The following is a 21,550-nucleotide window of genomic DNA, read 5'->3' on the forward strand; positions in this document are numbered from 1 at the left end:
GCGTCCGGCCGACGGCCGGACGACGCTCCCACGGACCTCGGTGTCCGCCGTATCGGATGTCAGGACAGCCCGTTCGCGCCGAGAGCCCGGCGCATGTCGAGCTTGTCGCGGATCCCGTACTTCGCGAGGGCGGCGAGCCGGTCGCGCTCGGACAGCGCGGCGGGCGCCGCCGGATCCTGCGTCATCGGCCGTGCTCCGGGGGTTCGGGGGCCGGGGGCGCGGTGCCGATGATCCGGCGCAGGACCCGGCCGACCTGCGCGGCCGAGTAGGGCTTGTGCAGCAGCTCGAAGCCGTGGCTGTCCTCGCGGGCGAGCACGTGGCTGTAGCCCGAGGCCAGCACCACCGGCAGGGCCGGGATGCGGAGGCGCAACGCCTTGGCGAGCTCGATGCCGCCCATGCCGGGCATGACGACGTCGGAGAAGACGGCCCGGAAGCCGGCCCCGTCCGTCCCGAGGCGCGCGAGCGCCTCCTCCGCGTTGACCACCCATTCGGGCGCGTAACCGAGGTCCTCGAGGATCTGCGAGCAGAAGGCGCCGACCTCGAGGTTGTCCTCCACGAGCAGGATGCGCTGGCCCAGCCCCGCCGGCGACAGGGCGGCGTCGGGGTCGGCGACGGCGGCCTCGACCGCCTCCGACGAGACCTCGGGCAGGTAGAGGGTGAAGGTCGTGCCCCGGCCGATCTCGCTCGTCACGTCGACGTCGCCGCCGGACTGCTTGGCGAAGCCGAACACCTGGGAGAGCCCGAGCCCCGTGCCGCGCCCGATGTCCTTGGTGGTGAAGAACGGCTCGAAGATGCGCCCGAGCACGTCGAGGGGAATGCCCGAGCCGGTGTCGGCGAGCGAGACCGCTGCGAACGGCCCGCGCGAGCCGGCATGGCCCCGGATCGTCGGCATGGCCTGCCCGGCCGCCACCCGCATCGTCAGCGTCCCGCTGCCGTCCATCGCGTCGCGGGCGTTGACGGCGATGTTCACCAGGGCCGTCTCGAACTGGTTGAGGTCGGCGCGCACCAGGGCCGGCCTGTCCGACGCCTCGACCCGGACGCGGATGCGCGCGCCGGTGATGGTGTCGAGCATCTCGGCCACGCCGTTCAGGCACGCCCCAACCTCGAACACCTCCGGCTTGAGGGATTGCCGGCGCGCGAAGGCCAGGAGCTGCCCGGTGAGCTTGGCGGCGCGGTCGACCGTGTCGGAGACGGCGTCCATGTAGCGCTTGCGCCGGTCCTCCGGCAGGTCCGGCCGGCGCAGGAAGTCGACGGACGAGCGGATGATGGTCAGCAGGTTGTTGAAGTCGTGCGCCACGCCGCCGGTCAGCTGGCCGACCGCCTCGAGCTTCTGCGATTGCCGGAGGTCCTGCTCCATCCGCTCGCGCTCGGCCGCCTCGGCGAGGAGCCGGGCGTTCGCCGCGGCGAGCTCGGCAGTGCGGGCCGCCACCTGGCTCTCGAGGAGGGCCCCCGCCTCGCGGAGGAGGGCGGCCTGCGCCTCCAGCTCCGCGTGGAGCGCCACCACGCCCCGGTTGGTGTCGGACAGCTCCCGGTTCAGGCGCTGGGCTTCCTCCTCGCGTTCGGCGAGCTCGGCGAGGCTGCGCAGGAGCTCGCGGTTCTGCTCGCGCATGGCGGTCGCCGGCTCGTCCGTCCGGGCCCGGGCGACGTCGTCGGCCAGGGTGGTCAGCCGGCGCCCCGTGAAGGTCTCGGAGCCGAACGGCAGCCGCATCCCGAACGTCACCATCGTGCCGTGGTCGACGACGGATTCGATCTCGAAGCGGTTCATCAGCCGGCGCGACCCGGTGATGCCGATGCCGAGCCCGGTGGTCGAGCGGTAGCGCCCCTCCAGGATGGCATCGAGATGCGGGATGCCGGGCCCCGCGTCGCGGACGCGGATCAGCAGGATCTGGCCGCCCTCCACCGCGTCGAGGCCGTACTCGACCCGCCCGCCGCCGGCGTAGCCGTAGGCGTTGCGCGCGATCTCGGACAGGGCCGTGGCGATCCGGGTCTGGTCCTGGACGCCGAAGCCGAGGCGCTCGGCCAGCCCGCGCACCCGCTGGCGCACCGCGATGATGTCGTCCTCGTGCTCGACCAGGCTCGAGAGCAGCGGCCACCTCATGCCGGGTCCCCCCGCACGACGAGCACGGTGGCGTCGTCGCGGGCGCGGGCGAAGTCGCGCAGGATGACCCCGGCCACGAGGGTCGGGTGGGCGCCGGCGAGGCCCGGATGGGCGTCGAGGGACCAGCCCGTCGCGATGCCGTCGGAGCAGAGCACGAACAGGTCCCGCGCCTGCATCGGGTACTCGAACTCCTGGATCCGCCGGGCCGCGTGGCCGGCCGTCCCGGCCAGGCTGACCGTCCGCTTCATCGCCGCGCCGGAGACCACCGCCCCGGCGACGTTGCCGATGCCGGCCAGCGCGAGGGTGGCGCGATCCCGGGCGTAGCGCGCGACGGAGATCGCGCCGCCCCGGGTGTGGGAGAGGCCCGCGTGGATGGCGGCGAGGATCGCGGCGGGCGGCTCGTCGCGATGGCGCCGGAACAGCTTGAGGGCCTCCTCGGACGCCTTGGCGGCCTCCGGCCCGTGGCCGAGGCCATCCGACACGATGGCGGTCCAGCCGTCGTCGCGCTCGCGCACGGCGTAGGCGTCGCCGTTGGCGGTCTCGCCCTTCAGCGGCACCGTCACCGCGCCGAAGCCGGGCACGCCGTCCGGGGTGCGCGTCCTGTCGATCGACAGGCGCGCCAGCACCGCGGTGCCGAGGCCGGGCCGGGAGACGATGTCGAAGGCGTCGGAGAGGCGACGCACCGCGCCGAGCCCTTCGCCGGCGCTGCCGCCGGTGGAATGGCCGTCGCGCAGAGCGAGGCCGAGATCCTGGAAACCGTTGCCCTTGTCGAGGGCGAGGATCTCGACCCCCGAGCCGGTCCCGTCCTCGTAGGTGCCCACCAGGACCTCGCCCGGCACGCCGTACTTGACGACGTTGGTGGCGAGCTCGGTGACGACCAGGGCCACGCGTCCGGCCGCGGTCTCGTCAAAGCCGATGCCCTGCGCCACGGCGACGGCGCGCCGCCGCGCCTCGGCCACCTGGCTCGCTTCCGTCACGGTGATCCGGTGCATGCTCACTTCCACCGCGCGATCGTCACGCGGGTGCCGGCTCCGGGGGTCGACGCGATGTGGAACTCGTTCGAGAGCCGCTTGGCGCCGCCCAGACCGAGGCCGAGCCCGCCGCCGGAAGTGTAGTGGTCGGTCATCGCCTGATCGATGTCGGCGATGCCGGGGCCCTGATCCTCGAAGGTCAGGCGCAGGCCCCGGCGCGTCCCGGCCTGGACGATCTCCGCGTGGACGTGGCCGCCCCCGCCGTAGTCGAGGGTGTTGCGCGCGAGCTCGCTCGCGGCGGTGACGATCTTGGTCTGGTCGACGAGCCCGAGGCCGATCTCGATGGCGAGCGCGCGGACCCGCTGGCGCACCCGCACGACGTCGTCGCCCGAGCGGATCGCGAGGGTCTCGGCCTTGGGGGGCTCAGCCTTCGTGGCCTTCACGGTCGCCCCCGCAGCCGTCCTCCTCCTCGGCGAGCCGCGCCTGGATCAGCGCCATGCCGCGCTCGACGTTGAGGGCGGTCTTGATGCCGGTCAGCTCCAGGCCGAGCTCGACCAGGGTGATGGCGACCGCCGGCCGCATGCCGGCCACGACCGTCTCCGCGTCGAGGACGCGCGAGACGGCGGCGATGCTCACCAGCATGCGCCCGATGAAGGAATCGACGATCTCCAGCGCCGAGATCTCGAGCAGGACGCCGCGTGCGCCGGTGCGCGCGATCATCGCGGTGAGGTCCTCCTCCAGCGCGAGGGCGAGGCGGTCGTGCATGTCGACCTGGATGGTGACGATGAGGGCGCCACCCAGCTTGAGGATCGGGATGCGGTCCATGGCGTCAGCCGCGTCCCTCGATGGAGGCCTGCTGGCGCACCACCTTGCGGCCGGTCCGCCTCAGGGCGACGGCGAAGGCGTCGGCCAGGGTCGCCTTCGAGACGACGTTCAGCTCGACGCCGAGATGGACCATGGTCTGGGCGATCTGGGGCCGGATGCCGGAGACGATGCAGTCGGCGCCCATCAGCCGCGCCGCCGCGACGGTCTTCAGCAGGTGCTGCGCCACCAGGGTGTCGACGGTCGGCACGCCGGTGATGTCGATGATGGCGATCTCGGCCTCCTCGTCGACGATCGCCTGGAGCAGGTTCTCCATCACGACGCCGGTCCGGGCGCTGTCGAGGGTGCCGATGAGCGGCAGCGCGAGGATGCCGTCCCAGAGCCGGACCACCGGGGTCGAGAGCTCGGCGATCTCCTGGCCCTGGCGCCCGATCACCTCCTCGCGGCTGGCCAGGAACACCTCCATGGTGTGCAGGCCGAGCCGATCGAGCACCCTGCTCGCGGCCCGAGTCCCCGCCGCCAGCGTCGCCGCGTCCGTCGCGTGGGCCTTCTCGAGGGCCTCGAAGACCGGCGGCTTGAGGGAATACACGAAGTTGGCCGTGTCGGTCGGCGTGAAGCCCTGGATCGCCCGCGAGCGCGAGATGTCGGCGAGGGTGTCGCGGAGCTGGGCGAAGCCCTCCGCGTCGGCGTCGAGCCCGCCCGCGGCGAAAGCGTCCCGAAGCTGGCGATAGACCGCCCTGGCCTGGGTCTGGAGCTCGGCCTCGCGGATGCGGCCGCTCTGCAGGGATGTCCCCTCCCGAAGGGACACGGTCCAGGCATCGAGGATGGCGGCCTCGTCGTCCGCGAGCGTCCGCTTCAGGACCTCGGCGCCATCGATACGCGTCATGTCTTCCCCCTGTCGTGATCCAGCATCTACCTGGGTCGTGGCCATTTCGATAGGCTGCATCGCCGCCAAGTCCGGTCTCTCTCGCGGCAATGCTTGCATTCGGATCAGTGAAAAGAAAGATTTCCCACGCCCGGAACCATCATCGGCCCGGACCGTCCTCGCGCGCCGCGAGACGGATGCGGCGAGGCGCCGCCTGGATTTGAGGTGCTGCGTGACTTTGAAGAGCTTGGCCAAGCTCTTGGCCAAGCGCTTGGCAGAGCCGGAGAAATCGCGTCGGCGACGACGTCCGGCCGGCGTGGAGGAGACGGCTCTCATGGTCGGGCGCCAGCGTCCGGGCGGACGGCGGCTTGCCCGTGGAACCCGGTGACGCCTCGGACGAAGCGGAGACCGACGGCGCGCTGCGCGGCCCGCCGGTCGAGGGCGGCCTCCGACCCGTCAGGGCGTCGGATCGGCCGCCGCGACGGCGTCGTCGAGCTTCCGCAACAGCGTGCAGAGCTGCTCGGAGGGCGGCGGCGTCGGCAGGGCCTCGTACATCGCGCGCAACGTGCGACCGAGATGCCGCTCGGTCGCGTTCACGGGCGAGGCGTAGAGCCAACGACTCTCGAAGAAGGGCACGGTCGTCTCGCTTTCGGCGTCGGGCAGGGCTGCGTCCCGGCGACCCTGCCCGATCGACGGATTCGATCCGGCGTCGCGGCAGCCCCCGACATCAGACTTAGCCAAGCGTGCTCATCGCCCGGAGTTCCCGTCACAGGTTCGATGACAGGCATGCGTCCGATCGATGCTTGCGCCATCTTGATGAGCCGAGCCTTCAGGCTCGACCCGACTTGGCCGAGACGCGCAGGATCCAGGCGCCGACGCTCGCGTCCCGGCGTCCGGCCGGACCTCCGATCACTCGGCCGCGCGGAGCGGGCGCTCGCCGACATCGGCCTGCGCGGCCTCGCGCTCGGCGGCTTCGAGGAAGGCGTGCGCCTCCGAGCGGCGCTCGAAGACGTGCGGGGCGAGGCCGCGGCGGCTCAGGGCCTCCTGCATCTTCAGGCGCAGGAAGGCGCTCGTCGCGTAGCGCGTCGTCGTGAGGTAGTGGTACTTCGACAGGTACTCGATCATCTCGGCGTAGTCGTCGTAGAGGTTCTCGCCGATGCGGAACCCGTCGTGGTTGACCACCGAGTTCACCCGCTGCCCGGCCTTCAGGCAGGCGGTCTCGAGCACCTGACGCAGCGCGTCGATGTCGCCCTTCGAGCGGACCTGCCAGCCTTCGAGGTTGACGAACAGCAGGTTGCGCGCCGGGTCGTAGCTCACCCGGTCGGGCAGGTTAAGGTTCAGGAGGTCGGCGAGCAACTCCATCGGCTCGTCGCGGAAGATGCGCGGGTCCATCGGGATCGGGTTCTCGATCACCGGCGTGAAGTCCATGTGGGCGAGGATGTCGCGGCCGATGTCGATGCCCGGCGCCACCTCGATCAGTTCCAGCCCGGCCTGGGTCAGGTTGAAGACGCAGCGTTCCGTCACGTAGAGCACCGGCTGCCGCCGCTCCTGCGCGAACGGCCCGCTGAAGGTGTTCTGCTCGACGGATCCGACGAACTTGCGCGAGCGGCCCTCCTGCACGATCCGCAGGCGTCCCTCGTCGATCTCGGTGACGAGGCCGCCGGAGGTGAAGGTGCCGGCGAACACCACCTTGCGCGCGTTCTGCGAGATGTTGATGAAGCCGCCGCAGCCGTTGAGCCGCCCGCCGAAGCGGCTGGTGTTGACGTTGCCGGCGCCGTCGCACTCGGCCATGCCGAGGCAGGTCATGTCGAGGCCGCCGCCGTCGTAGAAGTCGAACATCTGGTTCTGGTCGATGATCGAGTCGGCGTTGGTGGCCGCGCCGAAGCTCGAGCCGGAGGCGAGCACGCCGCCCACGGCGCCGGCTTCCGTCGTCAGGGTGATGTAGGGGGTGACCTTCTCCTCGTTGGCGATCGAGGAGATGCCTTCGGGCGCGCCGACGCCGAGGTTGACCACGCCGTTCGGCGGCAGCTCGAACGCGGCGCGGCGGGCGATGATCTTGCGCGCGTCGAGCGTCATCCGCTTCAGGCCGGTGACCGGCACGCGGATCTCGCCGGCGAGCGCCGCGTCGTGCTGCACGCCGTAGTTCATGCGGTGCTGCTCGGGCGGCGCCACCACGACGCAATCGACCAGGATGCCCGGCACGCGCACGTCCTTGGGCTTGATCGAGCCCTGCTCGACGATGCGCTCGACCTGCGCGATGACGATGCCGCCGTTGTTGCGGGCGGCCATCGCCTGGGCGAGGTTGTCCAGCGTCAGCGCCTCCTTGGAGACGCAGAGGTTGCCCGACGGGTCGGCGCTGGTGGCGCGGATGAAGGCGACGTCGATCTTGGTGGCCCGGTAGAACAGCCACTCCTCGCCCTCGACCTCCACGACCTTGACGATCTCGTCGGTCGTCAGGGTGTTCACGCGGCCGCCGCCGTGGCGCGGGTCGACGTAGGTGTGGAGGCCGACCTTCGAGAACAGGCCGGGCTGGCCGGCGGCGCAGGCCCGGTAGAGCTGCGAGATCACCCCTTGCGGCAGGTTGTAGCCGCGGATGCGGTTGTCCTGCGCGGCCTGCGCCACCTTGGGCATCCGCCCGAAGTTCGCCGCGATCACCCGCCCGAGCAGGCCCTCGTGGTGGAGGCGCCCGGTGCCGAGGCCTTTGCTGTCGCCGGCGCCGGCGGTCATGATCAGGGTGAGGTTGCCGGGCGCGCCGGTCTCGACGAAGCGCTTCTCCAGGGCCGCGTGCAGCGCCTCGGGGATGCAGCTCTGCACGAAGCCCGTCGTCGTGACGACGTCGTCGGTGCGGATGAGGGCGATCGCCTCGTCGGCGCTGACGATCTTGTTCTTCTTCACGCGACTCTCCCTGCCGACGACCGTTCCGGTCTTGCGGCCACTGCCTTGCGGCACCTGTTGGCTCAGGCTCTATTCTTGACGGACCGCGACGGCATGGCTGCGCGGGACCGCTCGGGGGGAGGTTAGGGCAAGCCAAGGCTGCCCTGCAAACGAACATTATTTGTCGCGACGTTGAAATTAACTCGTTCTTCCACGCGCAGAATATTGAATTCAGATCCTGCGCCTTCGGCATCCCGCGGCGCTTCCGCACGCGCGCGGCTCACTGGTCAGCCGGCCGGCGCCGTGTCATGGGCTGAAGCCGTGACCGATGATCCCCACGCCCTCCGCGCCGCAGAAGCGGCCAGCCTCGGCTGGTCCGGCTTCTTCGAGGACCAGTGCGAGGCCGCCGATGCCGGCTTCGCGCCGATGCGGATCGCCCTGGTCCACCGCTCCCGGCTGACGGCGCTGTCGGCGGCCGGCCCCGTCGAGCTGATCCTGCCGGTCCACGCCAGCACCGGCGACGTCACCGTCGGCGACTGGGTCCTGGCCGATCCGCGGACGCTGACCCTGCACCGCCGATTGTCGCGGAGGACCGTGCTGCAGAGGCGCACCGAGGGCGGCAAGGTCCCGCAGGCCGCGGCCGCCAACGTCGACACCCTGTTCGTCGTCACCTCGTGCAACGCCGACTTCAACCCGGCCCGCCTGGAGCGCTACCTCGCCCTGGCCAACCAGGGCGGCACCGACCCGGTGATCCTGCTGACCAAGGCCGACCTGACCGACGACGTCGAGGCCTACCGCCGGCAGGCCGCCGCCCTCCAGCGCGGGCTGTCGGTGGTCGGCGTCAACCCGCGCCGCCCGGACGCCGCGGCGGCGCTGGCGCCCTGGTGCGGGCCCGGGCAGACCGTCGCGCTCGTCGGCTCGTCCGGCGTCGGCAAGTCGACGCTCGTCAACACCCTGGCCGGGCCCGGCCAGGACGCGCCGCAGGAGACCGGCGCGATCCGGGAGCACGACGCCAAGGGGCGCCACACCACGACGGGGCGCTCGCTGCACGCGATGGCGGGGGGCGGCTGGGTGATCGACACGCCGGGGATGCGCACGCTCCACGTCAGCGACGCCGCGGAGGGAATCGACACGCTGTTCGCCGAGATCACCGAGCGCGCGCCCGACTGCCGGTTCCGCGACTGCACCCACGCGCACGAGCCGGGCTGCGCGGTGCAGGCCGCCATCGCCGACGGAACCCTCGACCCCGACCGCCTGGACCGCTGGCGCAAGCTCGTCGCGGAGAATCGCGACAAGACCCCGGCCACGGCGCCGCGGCGCCCGCGCAGGCACTGAGCGCTCGACCGGTATTCGCCGCCTCGTGACCGTGTCGTCCGGCGCGGATCGACTGTCCTTTCGCGCGCCGTCACCGGACCGTCACGCACGCGACCTATCCGAAGGCGTTCGAAGTCCGATCGCCGTCGAGATCCGTCATGTCCGATTCTGCCCGCCTGACACCGCACCTGTCGGGCGCCGAACCGAGGCGCCGCCCGGGTCCGACGCTCGATCGCGGCCTGCATCCGGGCGGGATCGTCGCCTTCCTGCTGATCCTGGTGGCGGGCCTGGTCTACGCCGGCGTCAGCCTGATCACCGACATGAACGCGGTCGGCCAGACGCCGCTGGCGATCGGCGCCTTCGTGCTCCTCGGCCTCGCCCTGCTGATCGCGCTGGCCTTCGAGTTCGTGAACGGCTTCCACGACACCGCCAACGCGGTGGCGACCGTGATCTACACCCACTCGATGCCGCCGCTCGTGGCGGTGATCTGGTCCGGCGCCTTCAACTTCCTCGGCGTGATGCTGTCCTCGGGCGCGGTGGCCTACGCCATCGTCACGCTGCTGCCGGTGGAGCTGATCCTGCAGGTCGGGTCGGGCGCCGGCTACGCGATGATCTTCGCGCTGCTCATCGCCGCGATCGTCTGGAACCTCGGCACCTGGGCCTTCGGCCTGCCGAACTCCTCGTCGCACGCGCTGATCGGCTCGGTGATCGGCGTCGGGCTGGCCAACCAGCTGATGGCGCCGGAAGGCTCCGCGACCTCGGGCGTCGACTGGGCCCAGGCGCTCGGCGTGTTCAAGGCGCTGCTGTTCAGCCCGCTCATTGGCTTCGTCGCGGCGGCCCTCCTGCTGCTGGCGCTCAAGCTCACCGTGCGGCGCAAGGACCTCTACGAGGCGCCCGAGGGCGACACGCCGCCCCCGCTCTGGATCCGTTCGCTGCTGATCCTGACCTGCACGCTGGTCTCGTTCTTCCACGGCGGCAACGACGGCCAGAAGGGCATGGGCCTCATCATGCTGATCCTGATCGGCGCGGCGCCCACCGCCTACGCCCTGAACCGCACCATGGCCGACGACACGACGCCGGCCTTCATCCAGACCTCGCAGAGCGCCAGCGCGGTGTTCGCGAGCCACGCCGGGACGACGGCCCAGCCCGACGCGGCGGCCGCCCGCAAGCAGGTCTCGGACGCGCTCAAGACCAAGGACCTGAACCAGCCGGCGGTCTACGGCGCGCTCGCGGCCCTCTCCACCGACATCGCCGCCAACGTGCGGAACTACGGCGCGATCAAGCAGGTGCCGGCGGCGCAGACTTCGAACCTGCGCAACGACATGTACCTCGCCGCCGACGCGATCCGGCTGCTGCCGAAGAACGGCGCCAGCTTCTCGGAGGCCGAGGCCGGCACGCTGAAGGCCTATACCGGCCTGCTCAACGACGGCACGCGCTACATCCCGACCTGGGTGAAGGTCTGCGTCGCGCTGGCGCTGGGCCTGGGCACCATGGTCGGCTGGAAGCGGATCGTGGTCACGGTCGGCGAGAGGATCGGCAAGACCCACCTGACCTACGCGCAGGGCGCCTCGGCCGAGCTCGTCGCCGCCGGCACGATCGGGCTGGCCGAGGTCTACGGCCTGCCCGTCTCGACCACCCACATCCTGTCCTCGGGCGTCGCCGGCACCATGGCGGCCAACGGCTCCGGGCTGCAGATGTCGACGGTGCGCAACATGGCGCTGGCCTGGGTGCTGACCCTGCCGGCGGCGATCACCCTGGCGGGCGTCCTGTTCTTCATCCTCCGCCACGTCTTCTGAGGCCAACGCGTTTCAAAGCCTGCGCATGTCCCGCTCGTCGCCCCGGGATCGCCCGCAGCGATCACCCGGACGCGTCCGACCGGATCGTGCGCCCGGCCGGGCGAGGGCGCGCGCGGTCGGGTTTTAGGGACGGCGCCTTGCATGCCGACGGCCGGCTCTACGGCCTCGGCGGGGCTGCAAACCCGGTCGATGTCGGCTAGGCCGGGACCGATCCGGCCTCCTCGGCCGGGCGTTCGCGAGCCGCGGCCCAGCATGCCTTCCACCTCCTCGATCGCTCGCCTGATCCTGGTGCTCGCGGCCGCGGGCTTCTCCAGCACCTTCGCGTGGCGCTCGGTCGAGCCGCTGGTCGGCGTGCTGGCGCGCGACCTTCGCAGCGACGCCCACACCGTGGCGCTGCTCTCGACCGCTTTCGCGCTGCCCTACGCGCTGATCCAGCCGATCCTCGGGCCGGTGGGCGACGCGGTCGGCAAGGAGCGGGTCATCACCGCGTGCCTCGCGGTGCTGGTGGCGGCGCTGGTCGGCTGCGCCTTCGCCGAAGACCTGCGCCTGCTCTTCGGCCTGCGGATGGTGGCGGGCGCCGCGGCCGGCGGGGTGATCCCGCTGGCGCTCGCCCTGATGGGCGACCGGGTGCCGATGGAGCGCCGCCAGGTGGCGATCGGCCGCTTCCTCGTCGCGGTGATCCTCGGGCAGCTCTCGGGCTCGACCTTCGCCGGGCTGATCGAGGGGCAGGTCGGCTGGCACGGCGTGTTCGCGATCAACGCCGCGGTCGCCGTGCTCGGCTGCGCCGCGACCCTGCTCGGGTTCGACCGGAGCGGCCGCCTTCCGGCGCGACGGCCGGAATTCGGGCTGGCGCTGACGCGCTATCGCGCGATCGTGGCCAACCCGCGCGCGCGGGTGCTATTCGCGGCGGTGTTCGTCGAGGCGATCGCGGTGTTCGGCATCTTCCCGCACCTCGCGCCGCTGATCGAGGCGCGCGGCGAGGGCGGCCCGCGCGAGGCCGGGCTGGCGCTCGCCGGCTTCGCCGTCGGCGGGCTGATCTACTCCGCCCTCGTCGGCCTGCTGGTCCGGTTCCTCGGGATGCAGCGGATGCTGGTCGGCGGCGGCCTCGTCTGCGCCGGTGCCCTGACCATGATCGGCCTCGCGGGGCGCTGGCAGCTCGACGCGGCCGCCCTCGTCGCGATGGGGCTCGGCTTCTACATGCTGCACAACACGTTTCAGGTGCAGGTGACCGAGGTCGCCCCGACCGCCCGCGCCTCGGCGGTGGCGCTCCACGCCTTCTCGTTCTTCTGCGGGCAGGCGCTCGGCGTCGCCGTGCTCGGCGTCGCGCTCCAGGGCATCGGCCAGCTCGCGGCGCTCGCCGCCTGCGCCGTCACGATCCTCGCCGTCGGGATCGCGACCGCCGTGCTGCTGGCAAGGCCGGCGGGGCGGGGCGCAGAGTAGGTCTCTTCGCGAATCCGCTCGGTTTCGACGCCCACGCGCGCCTTCCCTCCCCCTCTGCGGGGGAGGGAAGGCGCGCCACGTCACGCCGGCACGCGCGGCCGCGCCCGTGCCGCCACGGTGCGCGAGGCCGTCTCGCGCAGGGCCTGCTCGATGGCGGCGTTGGCGCGGCCGCGCAGCAGCCTGGTCGCCTCTGCCTCGTCGAACGTGTCGGGGAAGCGCCGGGCCAGCCAGAGGTAGGCGGCGGCGAGCTTGACCGTGCGTTCGAGGTACTCGAGCTCGCCGCCGACGTTGGCCCGCAGAGCCGGGACGGCGGCGCCGGCCGCGCGGGCCTGGACCCAGCGGTCGAGCACCGCGGTCGAGGCCGGGTCGCGCCGGTCGATCGGGCAGACCGCGAAGGCGAAGGCCTCGCGGATCGGCAGGTGCGCCGTGTCGACCGCGCGCGCCGCCTCCAGCGCCTCCTCCATCGCGGAGGGCTGGAACGGGGACCCCTCGTAGAATGTCGCGCGGGAAAAATGCGTCAGCACCTCGGCGAGCGAGTCGGTGCCGAGTTCGGCCGCCGCCGCCTCGATCGCGATCAGGTCCGGCCGGACGTAGAACCGGGTGTCGGCGGCGGGCGCCGTCGGCGCGCCGGCCAGCGCATCGCGGATCGGGCCGAGGCTCACGTCGTCGGTGGCCGAGACGTGGCCCTCGTCCTGATGGCCGAAGCGCCCGGCCCGGCCGGCGATCTGGCGGATCTCGGGATTGGTGAGCGGGCGGGTCGCTGTGCCGTCCCACTTGGTGACCGCCGAGAAGATCACCCGCTTGAGCGGTCCGAGGTTCAGGCCCATGCCGATCGCGTCGGTGGTGACCAGCACCTCGGCCTCGGCGTTGCGGAACCGTGCCGCTTCCGCCCGGCGCACCTCCGGCGAGAGCGCGCCGTAGATGGTGGCGACGCTGCGCCCGGCCGCCACCAGCGCCTCGCGGTTCTCGTGCACGGCCCGCCGCGAGAAGGCGACGACGGCATCCCCCGGCTTCACGGATTCGAGGGGCACGGGCTCGTCGAGCGCCACCAGCGGGGTCTTGCGCACGAAGGTCACGACGTCGAGCGATTCGCCCGCGGCCTCCGCCGCGCGGCGGACATGCGAGAGCGCGTCGTCCGAGCCGCAGACGATCACGGTCTTCGCCGGGATCCCGAACAGCGCGTTGGTCCAGGCCCAGCCGCGATCGGGGTCGGACAGCATCTGGATCTCGTCGATCACCGCGACCTCGACCGGGCGGCGCAGGTCCGCGGTCTCGATGGTGCGCGCGGTGTGGCTCGGGTCCGGCTCCCCCAGAATCTCCTCGCCGGTGACCATGCCGGCGCGCAGGCGCCGCTCGAGCAGGGCCTCGTAGTTCTCCAGCGCGAGCAGGCGCAAGGGCGCGAGGTAGGTCCCGGTCGGCGCCTTCGCCAGCACCTCCAGCGCCGCGTAGGTCTTGCCGGAATTGGTCGGGCCCATGTGGAAGACGATGCGCCGGTTCAGCCGGCGGGCGGGCACGAACTTGTCGATGTAGGAGCCGAACCCGACCCGGTCGCGCAGGCGGCGACGGCCGGATTCCTCGCGCGCCACCGCCTTCGCCCGCGTCCGCACCGTCTTCAGGGTGTCGAGGATCGCGTGGGCGAGGTTCGGCGCGGGCGTGAAGACGCGAGCGCGCAGCGACCGGTCGAGATGGGCGATGTAGGTCGGCGCGTCCGCCCCGATCTCGTGGAGGTCGTCCCGGATCTGGTCGCGCAGGCGCGCGACCGTGCGGTGGAGCGTGCGCGCCGAGGCCGCCGACGTCTCGGCCAGCGCCCGGCGCAGGTCGTCGAGGCGCCAGGCCGGATCGTTGCCGAGCGCCATCTCCTCCAGGATCTCGGCCGCCGCCTCGCCCGGCGGCCCGTCGAGGCGCAGGTCGAGGCGGCCGTCGTCGAGGAGCGGCAGGCTCACCCGGAGCCGCCAGGCGAGGGCGCCGTCCCGCCCCGGCTCGGCCCGGAGCGCCGGCAGGGCGAGCTTCAGCGCCGCGACGCCGGTCTGCGAGAAGGCCTGGCGCGCCGTCCCGTCGCGGAGCGCCGCGGCGACGGCGGAATCCTCGACGAAGCCGTCCTGCTCGGGCAGGCCCATCCGGACGCGCAGGGCCTCGCGGTCGATCGCGGCCGCCGCGATCCCGAGCCGGTGCAGGGCGTCGGCCAGGATATCGGTCGTCAGGTGGATGCGCTTGCGAGCCATGCCCTACCTTCTCGGCCGCGACGCGCCGGATCAAGCACGCCGGCAGGTTCTCAACGGTTGCGGACGAGCCAGCGGGCGATGCGGGGGCGGAGCGGCAGGAACGCGCGATAGGCGATCTCGGCGAGCGGCAGCACGACCGGGAGCCGCGCGATCCGCGCGAGCCAACGCCAGCGCGGCAGCGCACTCCACAGCCGGGCGAAGCCCGCCGCCCCCGACCGGAGCCGGCCGTCGGCGTCGCGGACATGGAAGCGGGCGCGGGCCGCCGCACGGTCGAGGTCCGGCCCGAGGGGAGCGCCGTCCGGCGCCACGTCGACGAAGGCGATGCGCTCGGCCCCGCGGCAGCGGCGATAATGCCCGATCTCCGCCCGGCAGAGCGGGCAGGCTCCGTCGTAGTAGACGGTCAGCGTCTCGTCGGGCACGGGATGGTCCTCTTGGCGACCCCCGGGAGATAGGGGGGCAGGGCCCACGCGGCAGCGCGGCCGGACGCCGCTGGGCCGGTCGCACGCCCGGGCCGCAAAGCCCTCGCGCCTCATTAGCGACCGGCGTCGCAGATCCCTCCAAGGGGCCGGGTCGAAGCGGGAGTCCCTTCCCCCAGAGGGAGCCGCGCGGCGCTGGCCACGCCCCATTCGAAGACGTTCGACGCCGTGCGATCCGAACCCCCATCGGCAAGCTCAGCCGCAGCCTCCGCCCTATCGGCGGTCGTAGGGATCGTAGGGCGCGAGCGCATCCCCGAGCGCCTTGGCGGCCGGATCGCGCCGGAGATCGAGCTCCCGGTCGAGGGCGCGCACGAAGCGCTCGCGGCCGGCTTCCAGCTCGCGGCCGAGGCCGCCGAAGGCCTCGGCGACCTCGACATGGGGCGGCCCGTCGGTGACGAGGTAGTCGATCCCGCAATCCGGCTCGGCCGGGCGCCCGGCAGGGCGGAGCCAGTAGCAGATGCGGACGCGGGTGAACGGCTCGCCCGCGCGCCGCTCGACCCGGGCGGGCGCCAGTCGAAAGCTGTCTGGCCGGGCCCGCTCGGCATAGGCGAGGCTCTGGCCGACGGTGACGAAGCCCTGCGTGCGGTGCCCGCGCACCAGCGCCATCGCCCGCGCGTCGGAGAGGTCCGCCGGCTGCGCCTGGGCGCCCGCGAGCGAGGCGAGGCCGAGGGCCGCTGTCAGAAAAGCCCGCCGCGCCGCCCGCAGCGACGGCCTCGCGGGCCGGCCGGCCTCGTCCGGCGTTGCGGCGCGGCTGGGCTTCACCATGTCTTGCTCCGATCCCGCTTCGCGTGCGTGAAGCCCGATGCTGCAGGAGCCTGTACCGTGCCGCGCTACTTCTTCAACACACGGATCGGCGACGACTGGGTGACGGACCCGGACGGCGCCGACCTGCCCGATGCCGACGCCGCCTGGGAGGCCGCCCGCGACACCATCCTGGCGGCGCTGCGCGCCGGCCAAGCGCGTGAGGCGCGGGACCAAGCCCGGCTGATGACGGCCGACCTCGTCGTCACCGATGCCGCGGGCGAGATCGTGCTGGAATTCCCCTTCGCCGAGGCGGTCGAGATCGACCCGGACCCCGGCGCGACGTTGCACTGACCGCGACACGCGGCATCGACCTCAGCGCTCGGCGCTTCGCTTGCGCAGGGGCCGCGTCAGGCGGGTGCCGGCCGCGACGAAGCCGGTGGCGGCGCAGAAGGCTTCGAGGTCCGGCCGGTCCGGCGGCAGCACCATCTCCAGCCCGTCGCATCCGGCGGTGCGCGCGGCCTGCGCCGCCGCCTTGAGCAGCAGGCGCCCGAGCCCGCGCCGGCGGTCGTCGGGCGCGACGAGGAGCGTCGTGATCTGCGCGGTCGGCTCGGCGACGAGGGTGCGGTACCAGTGCAGCACGACGAGGCCGCCCGGCGGCCCCCACTCGACCGCGACGAGGGCCGCGCCGTCGCGGCCGCGCAGGGCCTCGATCCGCTCGGCGAGGTCGCGGACCGCGATCGCCGGGCCGCCCGAGCCGATCAGCGCGGCGAGCCCCGGCGCGTCGGCGGCGCTGGCCGCCCGAATCTCCAGCCCGTACCGACCGCTCAAGCCCCACCCCCGCTCATCCCGACCATCGTCATCCCGTCGCTTTCCCGCCGCCGATCGATGCGCGCGCCGCATCGATCCATCCAGCCTTTGAGTTGGACGCCGCGCCGGGGACGCTCCTAACCTGAGATCGCAAGCGGCCGCCGGGGCCCCGTCGAGGGGCCTTCAGAGAACGGCCGCTGTCCGCCGCGGCACCGGCCGGGCGGTCCGCCTTCAGGGAGAAGGTCGTATGAGCGCGGGTCTCGCCATGACCGCGGTGAAGCGCAGCCGCGTGCGGCTCCTCATCGTGACGATGCTCTTCATCGCCACCACCATCAACTACGCCGACCGCGCGACGCTCTCCATCGCCGGCCCGTCGCTGGCCAAGGACCTCGGCCTCGATGCGGTGGCGATGGGCTACGTCTTCTCCGCCTTCGCCTGGTCCTACGTCCTGGCGCAGCTACCCGGCGGCTGGCTGCTCGACCGCTACGGCGCGAAGTGGGTCTATGCCGGCGCGATCTTCCTGTGGTCGGCCTTCACGCTGATGCAGGGGGCGGTCGGCTTCTTCACCGGCTTCACCGCGGTGGCGGTGCTGTTCGGCCTGCGCCTGCTGGTGGGACTCGCCGAAGCGCCGGTGTTTCCGGCCAACGCCCGGATCACCGCGGCGTGGTTCCCCACCGCCGAGCGCGGCACCGCCTCGGCCTTCTTCAATGCCTCGCAGTACTTCGCCACCGTGCTGTTCACGCCGCTGATGGGCTTCGTCGTCCACCATTACGGCTGGCACCACGTCTTCACCCTGATGGGCGCGCTCGGCATCGCCTTCGCGCTGCTGTGGACCCAGGTGATCTACGGGCCGAAGGAGCACCCCGCGATCAACCAGGGGGAGCGCGACTACATCGAGGCGGGCGGCGCCCTCCTCGACATGGACGGCCGCGACGCGGGCGTGGCCCAGGTCGACGCCGGCCGCACGATCCGGCAGCTGCTCGCCAACCGCATGCTGCTCGGGATCTACGTCGGGCAGTACTGCATCACCACGCTGACGTACTTCTTCCTGACCTGGTTCCCGGTCTACCTCGTGAAGGAGCGCGGCCTGTCGATCCTGCAGGCGGGCTTCGCCGCGGTGCTGCCGGCGCTCTGCGGCTTCGTCGGCGGCATCCTGGGCGGCTGGATCTCGGATCGGCTGCTCAAGCGCGGCTGGTCGCTGACCGCATCGCGGAAGATCCCGATCGTCGGCGGGATGCTGCTGTCGATGGTCATCGTCGGCTGCAACTACGTCCAGACCGACGCGCTCGTGGTCGGGCTGATGGCGCTCGCCTTCTTCGGCAAGGGCGTCGGGGCGCTCGGCTGGGCGGTCGTCTCCGACACCTCGCCGCGCCAGGGCGGCGGCCTCTCGGGCGGCCTGTTCAACACCTTCGGCAACACCGCCGGCATCACCACGCCGATCGCGATCGGCTACATCGTGCAGCAGACGGGGTCGTTCAACGGCGCGCTGGTGTTCGTCGGGCTGAACGCGCTCGTCGCCGTGTTCTGCTACCTCGTCGTCGTCGGCGAGATCCGGCGGGTGGAGCTGCGCTGAGCGGGCTCGCGCCGGCAAGGCGACGCTTCAAAGGCGACACGTCTCCGGCCCGGCTTCCAGACCGGTCGCAGGTTGCGCGGACCCGCAGAACACGTCCGCGCAACCGGCTCAAGCGGACCGCCGCCGCCACCCCTCGGGCACGGGATGGCGGGCATGCGCCTCGGCCAGCGCTTCGAGCCAGCCTGCGACGTCGGGTGGGATCGCGGCGTCGCCGGAGGCCCAACGGCGCACCAGGCGGTCATCGCAGGCCAGGGCCTGAGCGAAGCCCCGTTGCGACCAGCGCAGCCGGGCGAGCACGTCGCGGAGGCGGCTGGCGGTCACCCGCCCAACACCTTGATGAAGGCGGCGCCCGCGCCGAACAGCGCAGCACCCGCGGCCATGCCGGACAGGGCGATCTGCCAGGGTGCCAAGGCTCGCTCGCGCGTCAGCTTGTCGGCCTCGGCGCGCAGCTTAGCCTGTTCCTCAATGAATTTCTGGGTCTCGGCGTTCGACCGGAGGACGCGAGCGACCTGCTCGGCGATGTCGAGGCTGTTCGGAGCGGATGTGCCGGCCATCGAGGTCGTCCTGCAATTTAGCCGGGGAACTCCCGCGAACATGTCCGCAATATGAGGGACGATCGGACGAACGTCAACGACGGCGAAGTCGAACGTGCCCGTGACGATCCACCTCGCCGAAGCGACGCCACCCGATCGAGACCGTCTTCCGCAAGCCGAAGGCGTTCAAGCGCATCGCGAGGCAGGCCGACGAGACCGATCGAAGCTTTGCTGCCATCATCCGTCTCGCCGCGACCGGCATCGGGATGCGATCAATCCAGGCACGTCGCAACCCGGGTCGCCTTTCCAGGATCGCGCATGTTCGACTTCAGCCAGCTCCGGTGCTTCGCGGCCGTCGCCGAGGAGCTGCATTTCGGCCGGGCCGCCGCCCGGCTGAACATGACCCAGCCGCCGCTCTCGCGGCAGATCCAGGTCCTGGAGCGCATCCTCGACGTGCAGCTCCTCGACCGCACCAGCCGCTCGGTGCGCCTGACCGCGGCCGGGCGCAGCTTCCTGCCCGAGGCGCAGCGCATCCTGCGGCTCGCCGAGACCGCGACCCACGTCACCCGCCAGGTCGCGGCCGGAAGGGCCGGGGTGCTCAAGCTCGGGTTCACGGCGGCTTCGGCCTACGACTTCCTGCCCCGCCTCGTCATCGCCGCCCGGGCCGCGCTGCCGGACGTGACGCTCGCGCTGCGCGAGATGGTGACCAAGGATCAGGTCGAGGAACTGCTGGCCGGGCGCATCGACGCGGCGCTGGTGCGCCCGCCGGTCACCCATCCCGACCTCGCCTCCGAGCGGGCGCTGGCCGAGCCGATGGTGGTCGCCGTGCCCGCCGGCAATCGCCTGGCGGCGCAAGCGGGCCTGACGCTGGCGGACCTCGACGGCGAACCGTTCATCGCGTACGCGCCGAACGAGGCGCACTACTTCCACGACCTCGTCCGCGGCCTGTTCGCCGAGGCCGGCATCCAGCCGCGCATCCTGCAGCAGCTGACGCAGATCCACTCGATCCTGGCACTGGTGCGTGCCGGCCTCGGGGTCGCCCTGGTGCCGGCGGCGGCCGAGCGCCTGCGCTTCGAGGGCGTCGCGTTCCGCCCCCTCGACCTGCCCGCGCCGCGCCCGGCCGAGCTGCACCTCGCCTGGCGCCGCGACGGCGACGACCCGCTGATCGCGCGCCTGATCGCGATCCTGGCAGCGCTGCCGCCGGGATGATCGATGCCTGCCGCGCATCGATCGATCCAGCCTTTGGCTTGGACCCGCATCGGCATCCTTGCGAGAACGTGCGGCAGACGGCGCGCCAGACGCCGGTCCCGTCAACGCCCCGGGAGGCACGCATGCAGGCCGACGCCGTCGATGCCCCGTCGCGCGGATTTTCGCGCTCCCCCACCGTCACCGCAATGCGGGTCGTGCCGGTCGCCGGCCGCGACAGCATGCTGCTCAACCTCAGCGGCGCGCACGGCCCGTTCTTCACCCGCAACCTGGTGATCCTCGAGGATTCCACCGGCGCGACGGGCCTCGGCGAGGTGCCCGGCGGCGAGCGCATCCGCGGCGTGCTGGAGGAGGCCCGCGACCTGATCGTCGGGCGCCCGCTCGGCGCCTGGCAGGCGGTGCTCAACGCGATGCGCGCGCGCTTCGCCGACCGCGATTCCGGCGGGCGCGGCCTCCAGACCTTCGACCTGCGCGTCACCATCCACGCGGTGACGGCGGTGGAATCCGCCTTCCTCGACCTGCTCGGCCAGTTCCTCGACGTGCCGGTGGCGGCCCTGCTGGGCGAGGGCCAGCAGCGCGACGCCGTCGAGATGCTGGGCTACCTGTTCTACGTCGGCGACCGCCGCCGCACCGATCTGCCCTATCGCGAGCCGACCGCCCGCGACGGCTGGATGCGGCTGCGCGACGAGGAGGCCCTGACGCCCGACGCCGTCGCACGCCTGGCCGAGGCCGCGCATGCGGCCTACGGCTTCAACGACTTCAAGCTGAAGGGCGGCGTGCTCGCCGGCGAGGACGAGATCGCCGCCGTCACCGCGATCCACGAGCGCTTCCCGGAAGCCCGCGTCACCCTCGACCCGAACGGCGCGTGGTCGCTCGCCGAGGCGATCCGCCTGTGCAAGGGGCGGGGCGACGTGCTCGCCTACGCCGAGGATCCGTGCGGGGCCGAGGACGGGTTCTCGGGCCGCGAGATCATGGCCGAGTTCCGCCGCGCCACGGGCCTGCCCACCGCCACCAACATGATCGCCACCGACTGGCGCCAGATGAACCACGCGATCCAGCTGGGCGCCGTCGACATCCCGCTGGCCGACCCGCATTTCTGGACGCTGGCCGGCTCGGTGCGGGTGGCGCAGCTCTGCCGCGACCACGGGCTGACCTGGGGCTCGCACTCGAACAACCACTTCGACGTGTCGCTGGCGATGTTCACCCACGTCGCGGCCGCCGCCCCGGGCAAGGTGACGGCGATCGACACGCACTGGATCTGGCAGGACGGCCAGCGCCTGACCAAGGAGCCGCTGGCGATCCGCGGCGGGCTCGTGCGAGTGCCGGATCGTCCGGGGCTGGGCATCGAGATCGACATGGCCGAGGTCGAGGCGGCGCACGCGCTCTATCTGGACCACGGCCTCGGCGCCCGCGACGACGCGGCGGCGATGCAGTTCCTCGTCCCGAACTGGACCTTCGACAACAAGCGCCCGTGCCTCGTGCGCTGAGGGCGACGGACGCTTCAGATCCCTCCCCCTCTGCGGGGGAGGGTGGCCCCTGCGTCGGCAGGGGTCGGGAGAGGGGAGCGCCGTATCCGGCACCGGCGCTCCCCCCCCCCCCCCCCCCCCCCCGGCCCCCCCCTCCCCCCGAGGGGGGGGGGGGGGGGGGGAGCCCGGGGGGGGTCGACCCCTCCCATCGATTCCCCGAAGGAGCACACCCCACGGACAGCTCCTCCAACCCCCTCCACAGCGCGCCCTGCCAGGGGCGGCCACCGAACGGGCGCTGGTGTAGACCCCCCCCCCCGCCCGCCCCCCAGGTCTGGGCCGCGCC

The 21,550-nt window shown here is 72.5% G+C and carries 21 protein-coding genes; 7 read left to right on the top strand and 14 right to left on the bottom strand.

The features are described 5' to 3' along the window. Positions 1 to 59: 59 nt before the first annotated feature. From MKK60_RS28465 to MKK60_RS13400, 8 genes are all read right to left on the bottom strand, one after another. Entirely contained in the window at positions 60 to 185 is a 126-nt protein-coding gene (locus tag MKK60_RS28465) for a hypothetical protein (protein WP_279604088.1), read from the bottom strand. Beyond that, positions 182 to 2,098 (bottom strand): ATP-binding protein, encoded by a 1,917-nt coding sequence (locus MKK60_RS13370; RefSeq protein ID WP_243986461.1) that lies wholly within the window; start codon positions 2,096 to 2,098, stop codon positions 182 to 184. The genes MKK60_RS28465 and MKK60_RS13370 overlap by 4 nt, the downstream gene beginning before the upstream one ends. Further along, positions 2,095 to 3,090, bottom strand: a complete 996-nt coding sequence (locus MKK60_RS13375) for an ATP-binding protein (RefSeq protein WP_243986463.1) — start codon at positions 3,088 to 3,090, stop codon at positions 2,095 to 2,097. Before MKK60_RS13375 ends, MKK60_RS13370 begins: the two co-directional genes overlap by 4 nt. Positions 3,091 to 3,092: 2 nt before the next feature. Beyond that, positions 3,093 to 3,512, bottom strand: a complete 420-nt coding sequence (locus tag MKK60_RS13380) for an anti-sigma regulatory factor (RefSeq protein WP_147842251.1) — start codon at positions 3,510 to 3,512, stop codon at positions 3,093 to 3,095. Further along, positions 3,493 to 3,894 carry an STAS domain-containing protein gene (locus MKK60_RS13385; protein WP_147725694.1) on the bottom strand — a complete coding sequence of 134 codons (402 nt, stop codon included), beginning with the start codon at positions 3,892 to 3,894 and terminating at the stop codon, positions 3,493 to 3,495. The genes MKK60_RS13380 and MKK60_RS13385 overlap by 20 nt, the downstream gene beginning before the upstream one ends. Before the next feature lie 4 nt (positions 3,895 to 3,898). Then, positions 3,899 to 4,777 carry an STAS domain-containing protein gene (locus MKK60_RS13390; protein ID WP_243938966.1) on the bottom strand — a complete coding sequence of 293 codons (879 nt, stop codon included), beginning with the start codon at positions 4,775 to 4,777 and terminating at the stop codon, positions 3,899 to 3,901. A 435-nt stretch (positions 4,778 to 5,212) separates the two neighbouring features. Beyond that, positions 5,213 to 5,392: a hypothetical protein gene (locus MKK60_RS13395; protein ID WP_147725696.1), complete on the bottom strand. Its 180-nt coding sequence runs from the start codon at positions 5,390 to 5,392 to the stop codon at positions 5,213 to 5,215. A 273-nt stretch (positions 5,393 to 5,665) separates the two neighbouring features. Continuing rightward, complete coding sequence (locus MKK60_RS13400; RefSeq protein ID WP_243938968.1) at positions 5,666 to 7,651, bottom strand: acyl CoA:acetate/3-ketoacid CoA transferase; 1,986 nt, start codon at positions 7,649 to 7,651, stop codon at positions 5,666 to 5,668. Between the two features lie 282 nt (positions 7,652 to 7,933). On the opposite strand from MKK60_RS13400, the gene rsgA reads away from it, so the two are divergent. From rsgA to MKK60_RS13415, 3 genes are all read left to right on the top strand, one after another. Further along, positions 7,934 to 8,965, top strand: coding sequence for a ribosome small subunit-dependent GTPase A (gene rsgA, locus MKK60_RS13405; RefSeq protein WP_405042872.1), 1,032 nt, complete (start codon positions 7,934 to 7,936; stop codon positions 8,963 to 8,965). 137 nt (positions 8,966 to 9,102) lie between these two features. After that, positions 9,103 to 10,740, top strand: coding sequence for an inorganic phosphate transporter (locus tag MKK60_RS13410; protein ID WP_147858715.1), 1,638 nt, complete (start codon positions 9,103 to 9,105; stop codon positions 10,738 to 10,740). A 252-nt stretch (positions 10,741 to 10,992) separates the two neighbouring features. After that, entirely contained in the window at positions 10,993 to 12,180 is a 1,188-nt protein-coding gene (locus MKK60_RS13415; protein ID WP_243986465.1) for an MFS transporter, read from the top strand. Positions 12,181 to 12,260: 80 nt separating this feature from the next. Here the strand turns inward: MKK60_RS13415 and MKK60_RS13420 are convergent, their stop codons facing one another. The 3 genes from MKK60_RS13420 to MKK60_RS13430 form a co-directional block, all read right to left on the bottom strand. After that, positions 12,261 to 14,402 (bottom strand): helicase-related protein, encoded by a 2,142-nt coding sequence (locus MKK60_RS13420; protein ID WP_243986467.1) that lies wholly within the window; start codon positions 14,400 to 14,402, stop codon positions 12,261 to 12,263. A gap of 50 nt (positions 14,403 to 14,452) precedes the next feature. Continuing rightward, a complete protein-coding gene (locus MKK60_RS13425; RefSeq protein WP_147843464.1) occupies positions 14,453 to 14,821 on the bottom strand; it encodes a thiol-disulfide oxidoreductase DCC family protein in 369 nt (122 codons plus the stop codon). Between the two features lie 270 nt (positions 14,822 to 15,091). Next, positions 15,092 to 15,643: a hypothetical protein gene (locus MKK60_RS13430; RefSeq protein WP_243939006.1), complete on the bottom strand. Its 552-nt coding sequence runs from the start codon at positions 15,641 to 15,643 to the stop codon at positions 15,092 to 15,094. Between the two features lie 57 nt (positions 15,644 to 15,700). On the opposite strand from MKK60_RS13430, the gene MKK60_RS13435 reads away from it, so the two are divergent. Beyond that, positions 15,701 to 15,973: a DUF6894 family protein gene (locus tag MKK60_RS13435; protein WP_147843465.1), complete on the top strand. Its 273-nt coding sequence runs from the start codon at positions 15,701 to 15,703 to the stop codon at positions 15,971 to 15,973. 21 nt (positions 15,974 to 15,994) lie between these two features. Here MKK60_RS13435 and MKK60_RS13440 read toward each other — a convergent pair whose 3' ends face one another. Then, positions 15,995 to 16,450: a GNAT family N-acetyltransferase gene (locus MKK60_RS13440; RefSeq protein ID WP_243938978.1), complete on the bottom strand. Its 456-nt coding sequence runs from the start codon at positions 16,448 to 16,450 to the stop codon at positions 15,995 to 15,997. Between the two features lie 226 nt (positions 16,451 to 16,676). Here MKK60_RS13440 and MKK60_RS13445 point away from each other — a divergent pair, with 226 nt between their 5' ends. Next, complete coding sequence (locus tag MKK60_RS13445; RefSeq protein WP_147729290.1) at positions 16,677 to 18,002, top strand: MFS transporter; 1,326 nt, start codon at positions 16,677 to 16,679, stop codon at positions 18,000 to 18,002. A 108-nt stretch (positions 18,003 to 18,110) separates the two neighbouring features. On the opposite strand, the gene MKK60_RS13450 is transcribed toward MKK60_RS13445, so the two are convergent. Next, entirely contained in the window at positions 18,111 to 18,323 is a 213-nt protein-coding gene (locus MKK60_RS13450) for a hypothetical protein (protein ID WP_147729291.1), read from the bottom strand. Beyond that, on the bottom strand, positions 18,320 to 18,556 hold the full coding sequence (locus MKK60_RS13455) for a hypothetical protein (RefSeq protein WP_147729292.1): 237 nt from the start codon (positions 18,554 to 18,556) through the stop codon (positions 18,320 to 18,322). The genes MKK60_RS13450 and MKK60_RS13455 overlap by 4 nt, the downstream gene beginning before the upstream one ends. 297 nt (positions 18,557 to 18,853) lie before the next feature. Between MKK60_RS13455 and MKK60_RS13460 the strand changes: the two genes are divergently transcribed. Further along, complete coding sequence (locus MKK60_RS13460; protein WP_243986469.1) at positions 18,854 to 19,744, top strand: LysR substrate-binding domain-containing protein; 891 nt, start codon at positions 18,854 to 18,856, stop codon at positions 19,742 to 19,744. 122 nt (positions 19,745 to 19,866) lie between these two features. Further along, positions 19,867 to 21,228, top strand: coding sequence for a glucarate dehydratase (gudD, locus tag MKK60_RS13465; protein WP_243938986.1), 1,362 nt, complete (start codon positions 19,867 to 19,869; stop codon positions 21,226 to 21,228). The last annotated feature ends 322 nt before the right edge of the window (positions 21,229 to 21,550 follow it).

This window comes from Methylobacterium sp. J-092, from assembly GCF_022829325.1.
Lineage (GTDB): Bacteria > Pseudomonadota > Alphaproteobacteria > Rhizobiales > Beijerinckiaceae > Methylobacterium.

What these genes read in the sequence shown, in the direction of transcription:
- MKK60_RS13410 (WP_147858715.1), top strand. Translation starts at nt 9,103, where the DNA reads ATGTCCGATTCTGCCCGCCTGACACCGCACCTGTCGGGCGCCGAACCG.
- gudD (WP_243938986.1), top strand. Translation starts at nt 19,867, where the DNA reads ATGCAGGCCGACGCCGTCGATGCCCCGTCGCGCGGATTTTCGCGCTCC.
- MKK60_RS28465 (WP_279604088.1), bottom strand. Translation starts at nt 185, where the DNA reads ATGACGCAGGATCCGGCGGCGCCCGCCGCGCTGTCCGAGCGCGACCGG.
- MKK60_RS13370 (WP_243986461.1), bottom strand. Translation starts at nt 2,098, where the DNA reads ATGAGGTGGCCGCTGCTCTCGAGCCTGGTCGAGCACGAGGACGACATC.
- MKK60_RS13415 (WP_243986465.1), top strand. Translation starts at nt 10,993, where the DNA reads ATGCCTTCCACCTCCTCGATCGCTCGCCTGATCCTGGTGCTCGCGGCC.
- MKK60_RS13420 (WP_243986467.1), bottom strand. Translation starts at nt 14,402, where the DNA reads ATGGCTCGCAAGCGCATCCACCTGACGACCGATATCCTGGCCGACGCC.
- MKK60_RS13390 (WP_243938966.1), bottom strand. Translation starts at nt 4,777, where the DNA reads ATGACGCGTATCGATGGCGCCGAGGTCCTGAAGCGGACGCTCGCGGAC.
- MKK60_RS13455 (WP_147729292.1), bottom strand. Translation starts at nt 18,556, where the DNA reads ATGGCCGGCACATCCGCTCCGAACAGCCTCGACATCGCCGAGCAGGTC.
- MKK60_RS13460 (WP_243986469.1), top strand. Translation starts at nt 18,854, where the DNA reads ATGTTCGACTTCAGCCAGCTCCGGTGCTTCGCGGCCGTCGCCGAGGAG.
- MKK60_RS13445 (WP_147729290.1), top strand. Translation starts at nt 16,677, where the DNA reads ATGAGCGCGGGTCTCGCCATGACCGCGGTGAAGCGCAGCCGCGTGCGG.
- MKK60_RS13430 (WP_243939006.1), bottom strand. Translation starts at nt 15,643, where the DNA reads ATGGTGAAGCCCAGCCGCGCCGCAACGCCGGACGAGGCCGGCCGGCCC.
- MKK60_RS13385 (WP_147725694.1), bottom strand. Translation starts at nt 3,894, where the DNA reads ATGGACCGCATCCCGATCCTCAAGCTGGGTGGCGCCCTCATCGTCACC.
- MKK60_RS13375 (WP_243986463.1), bottom strand. Translation starts at nt 3,090, where the DNA reads ATGCACCGGATCACCGTGACGGAAGCGAGCCAGGTGGCCGAGGCGCGG.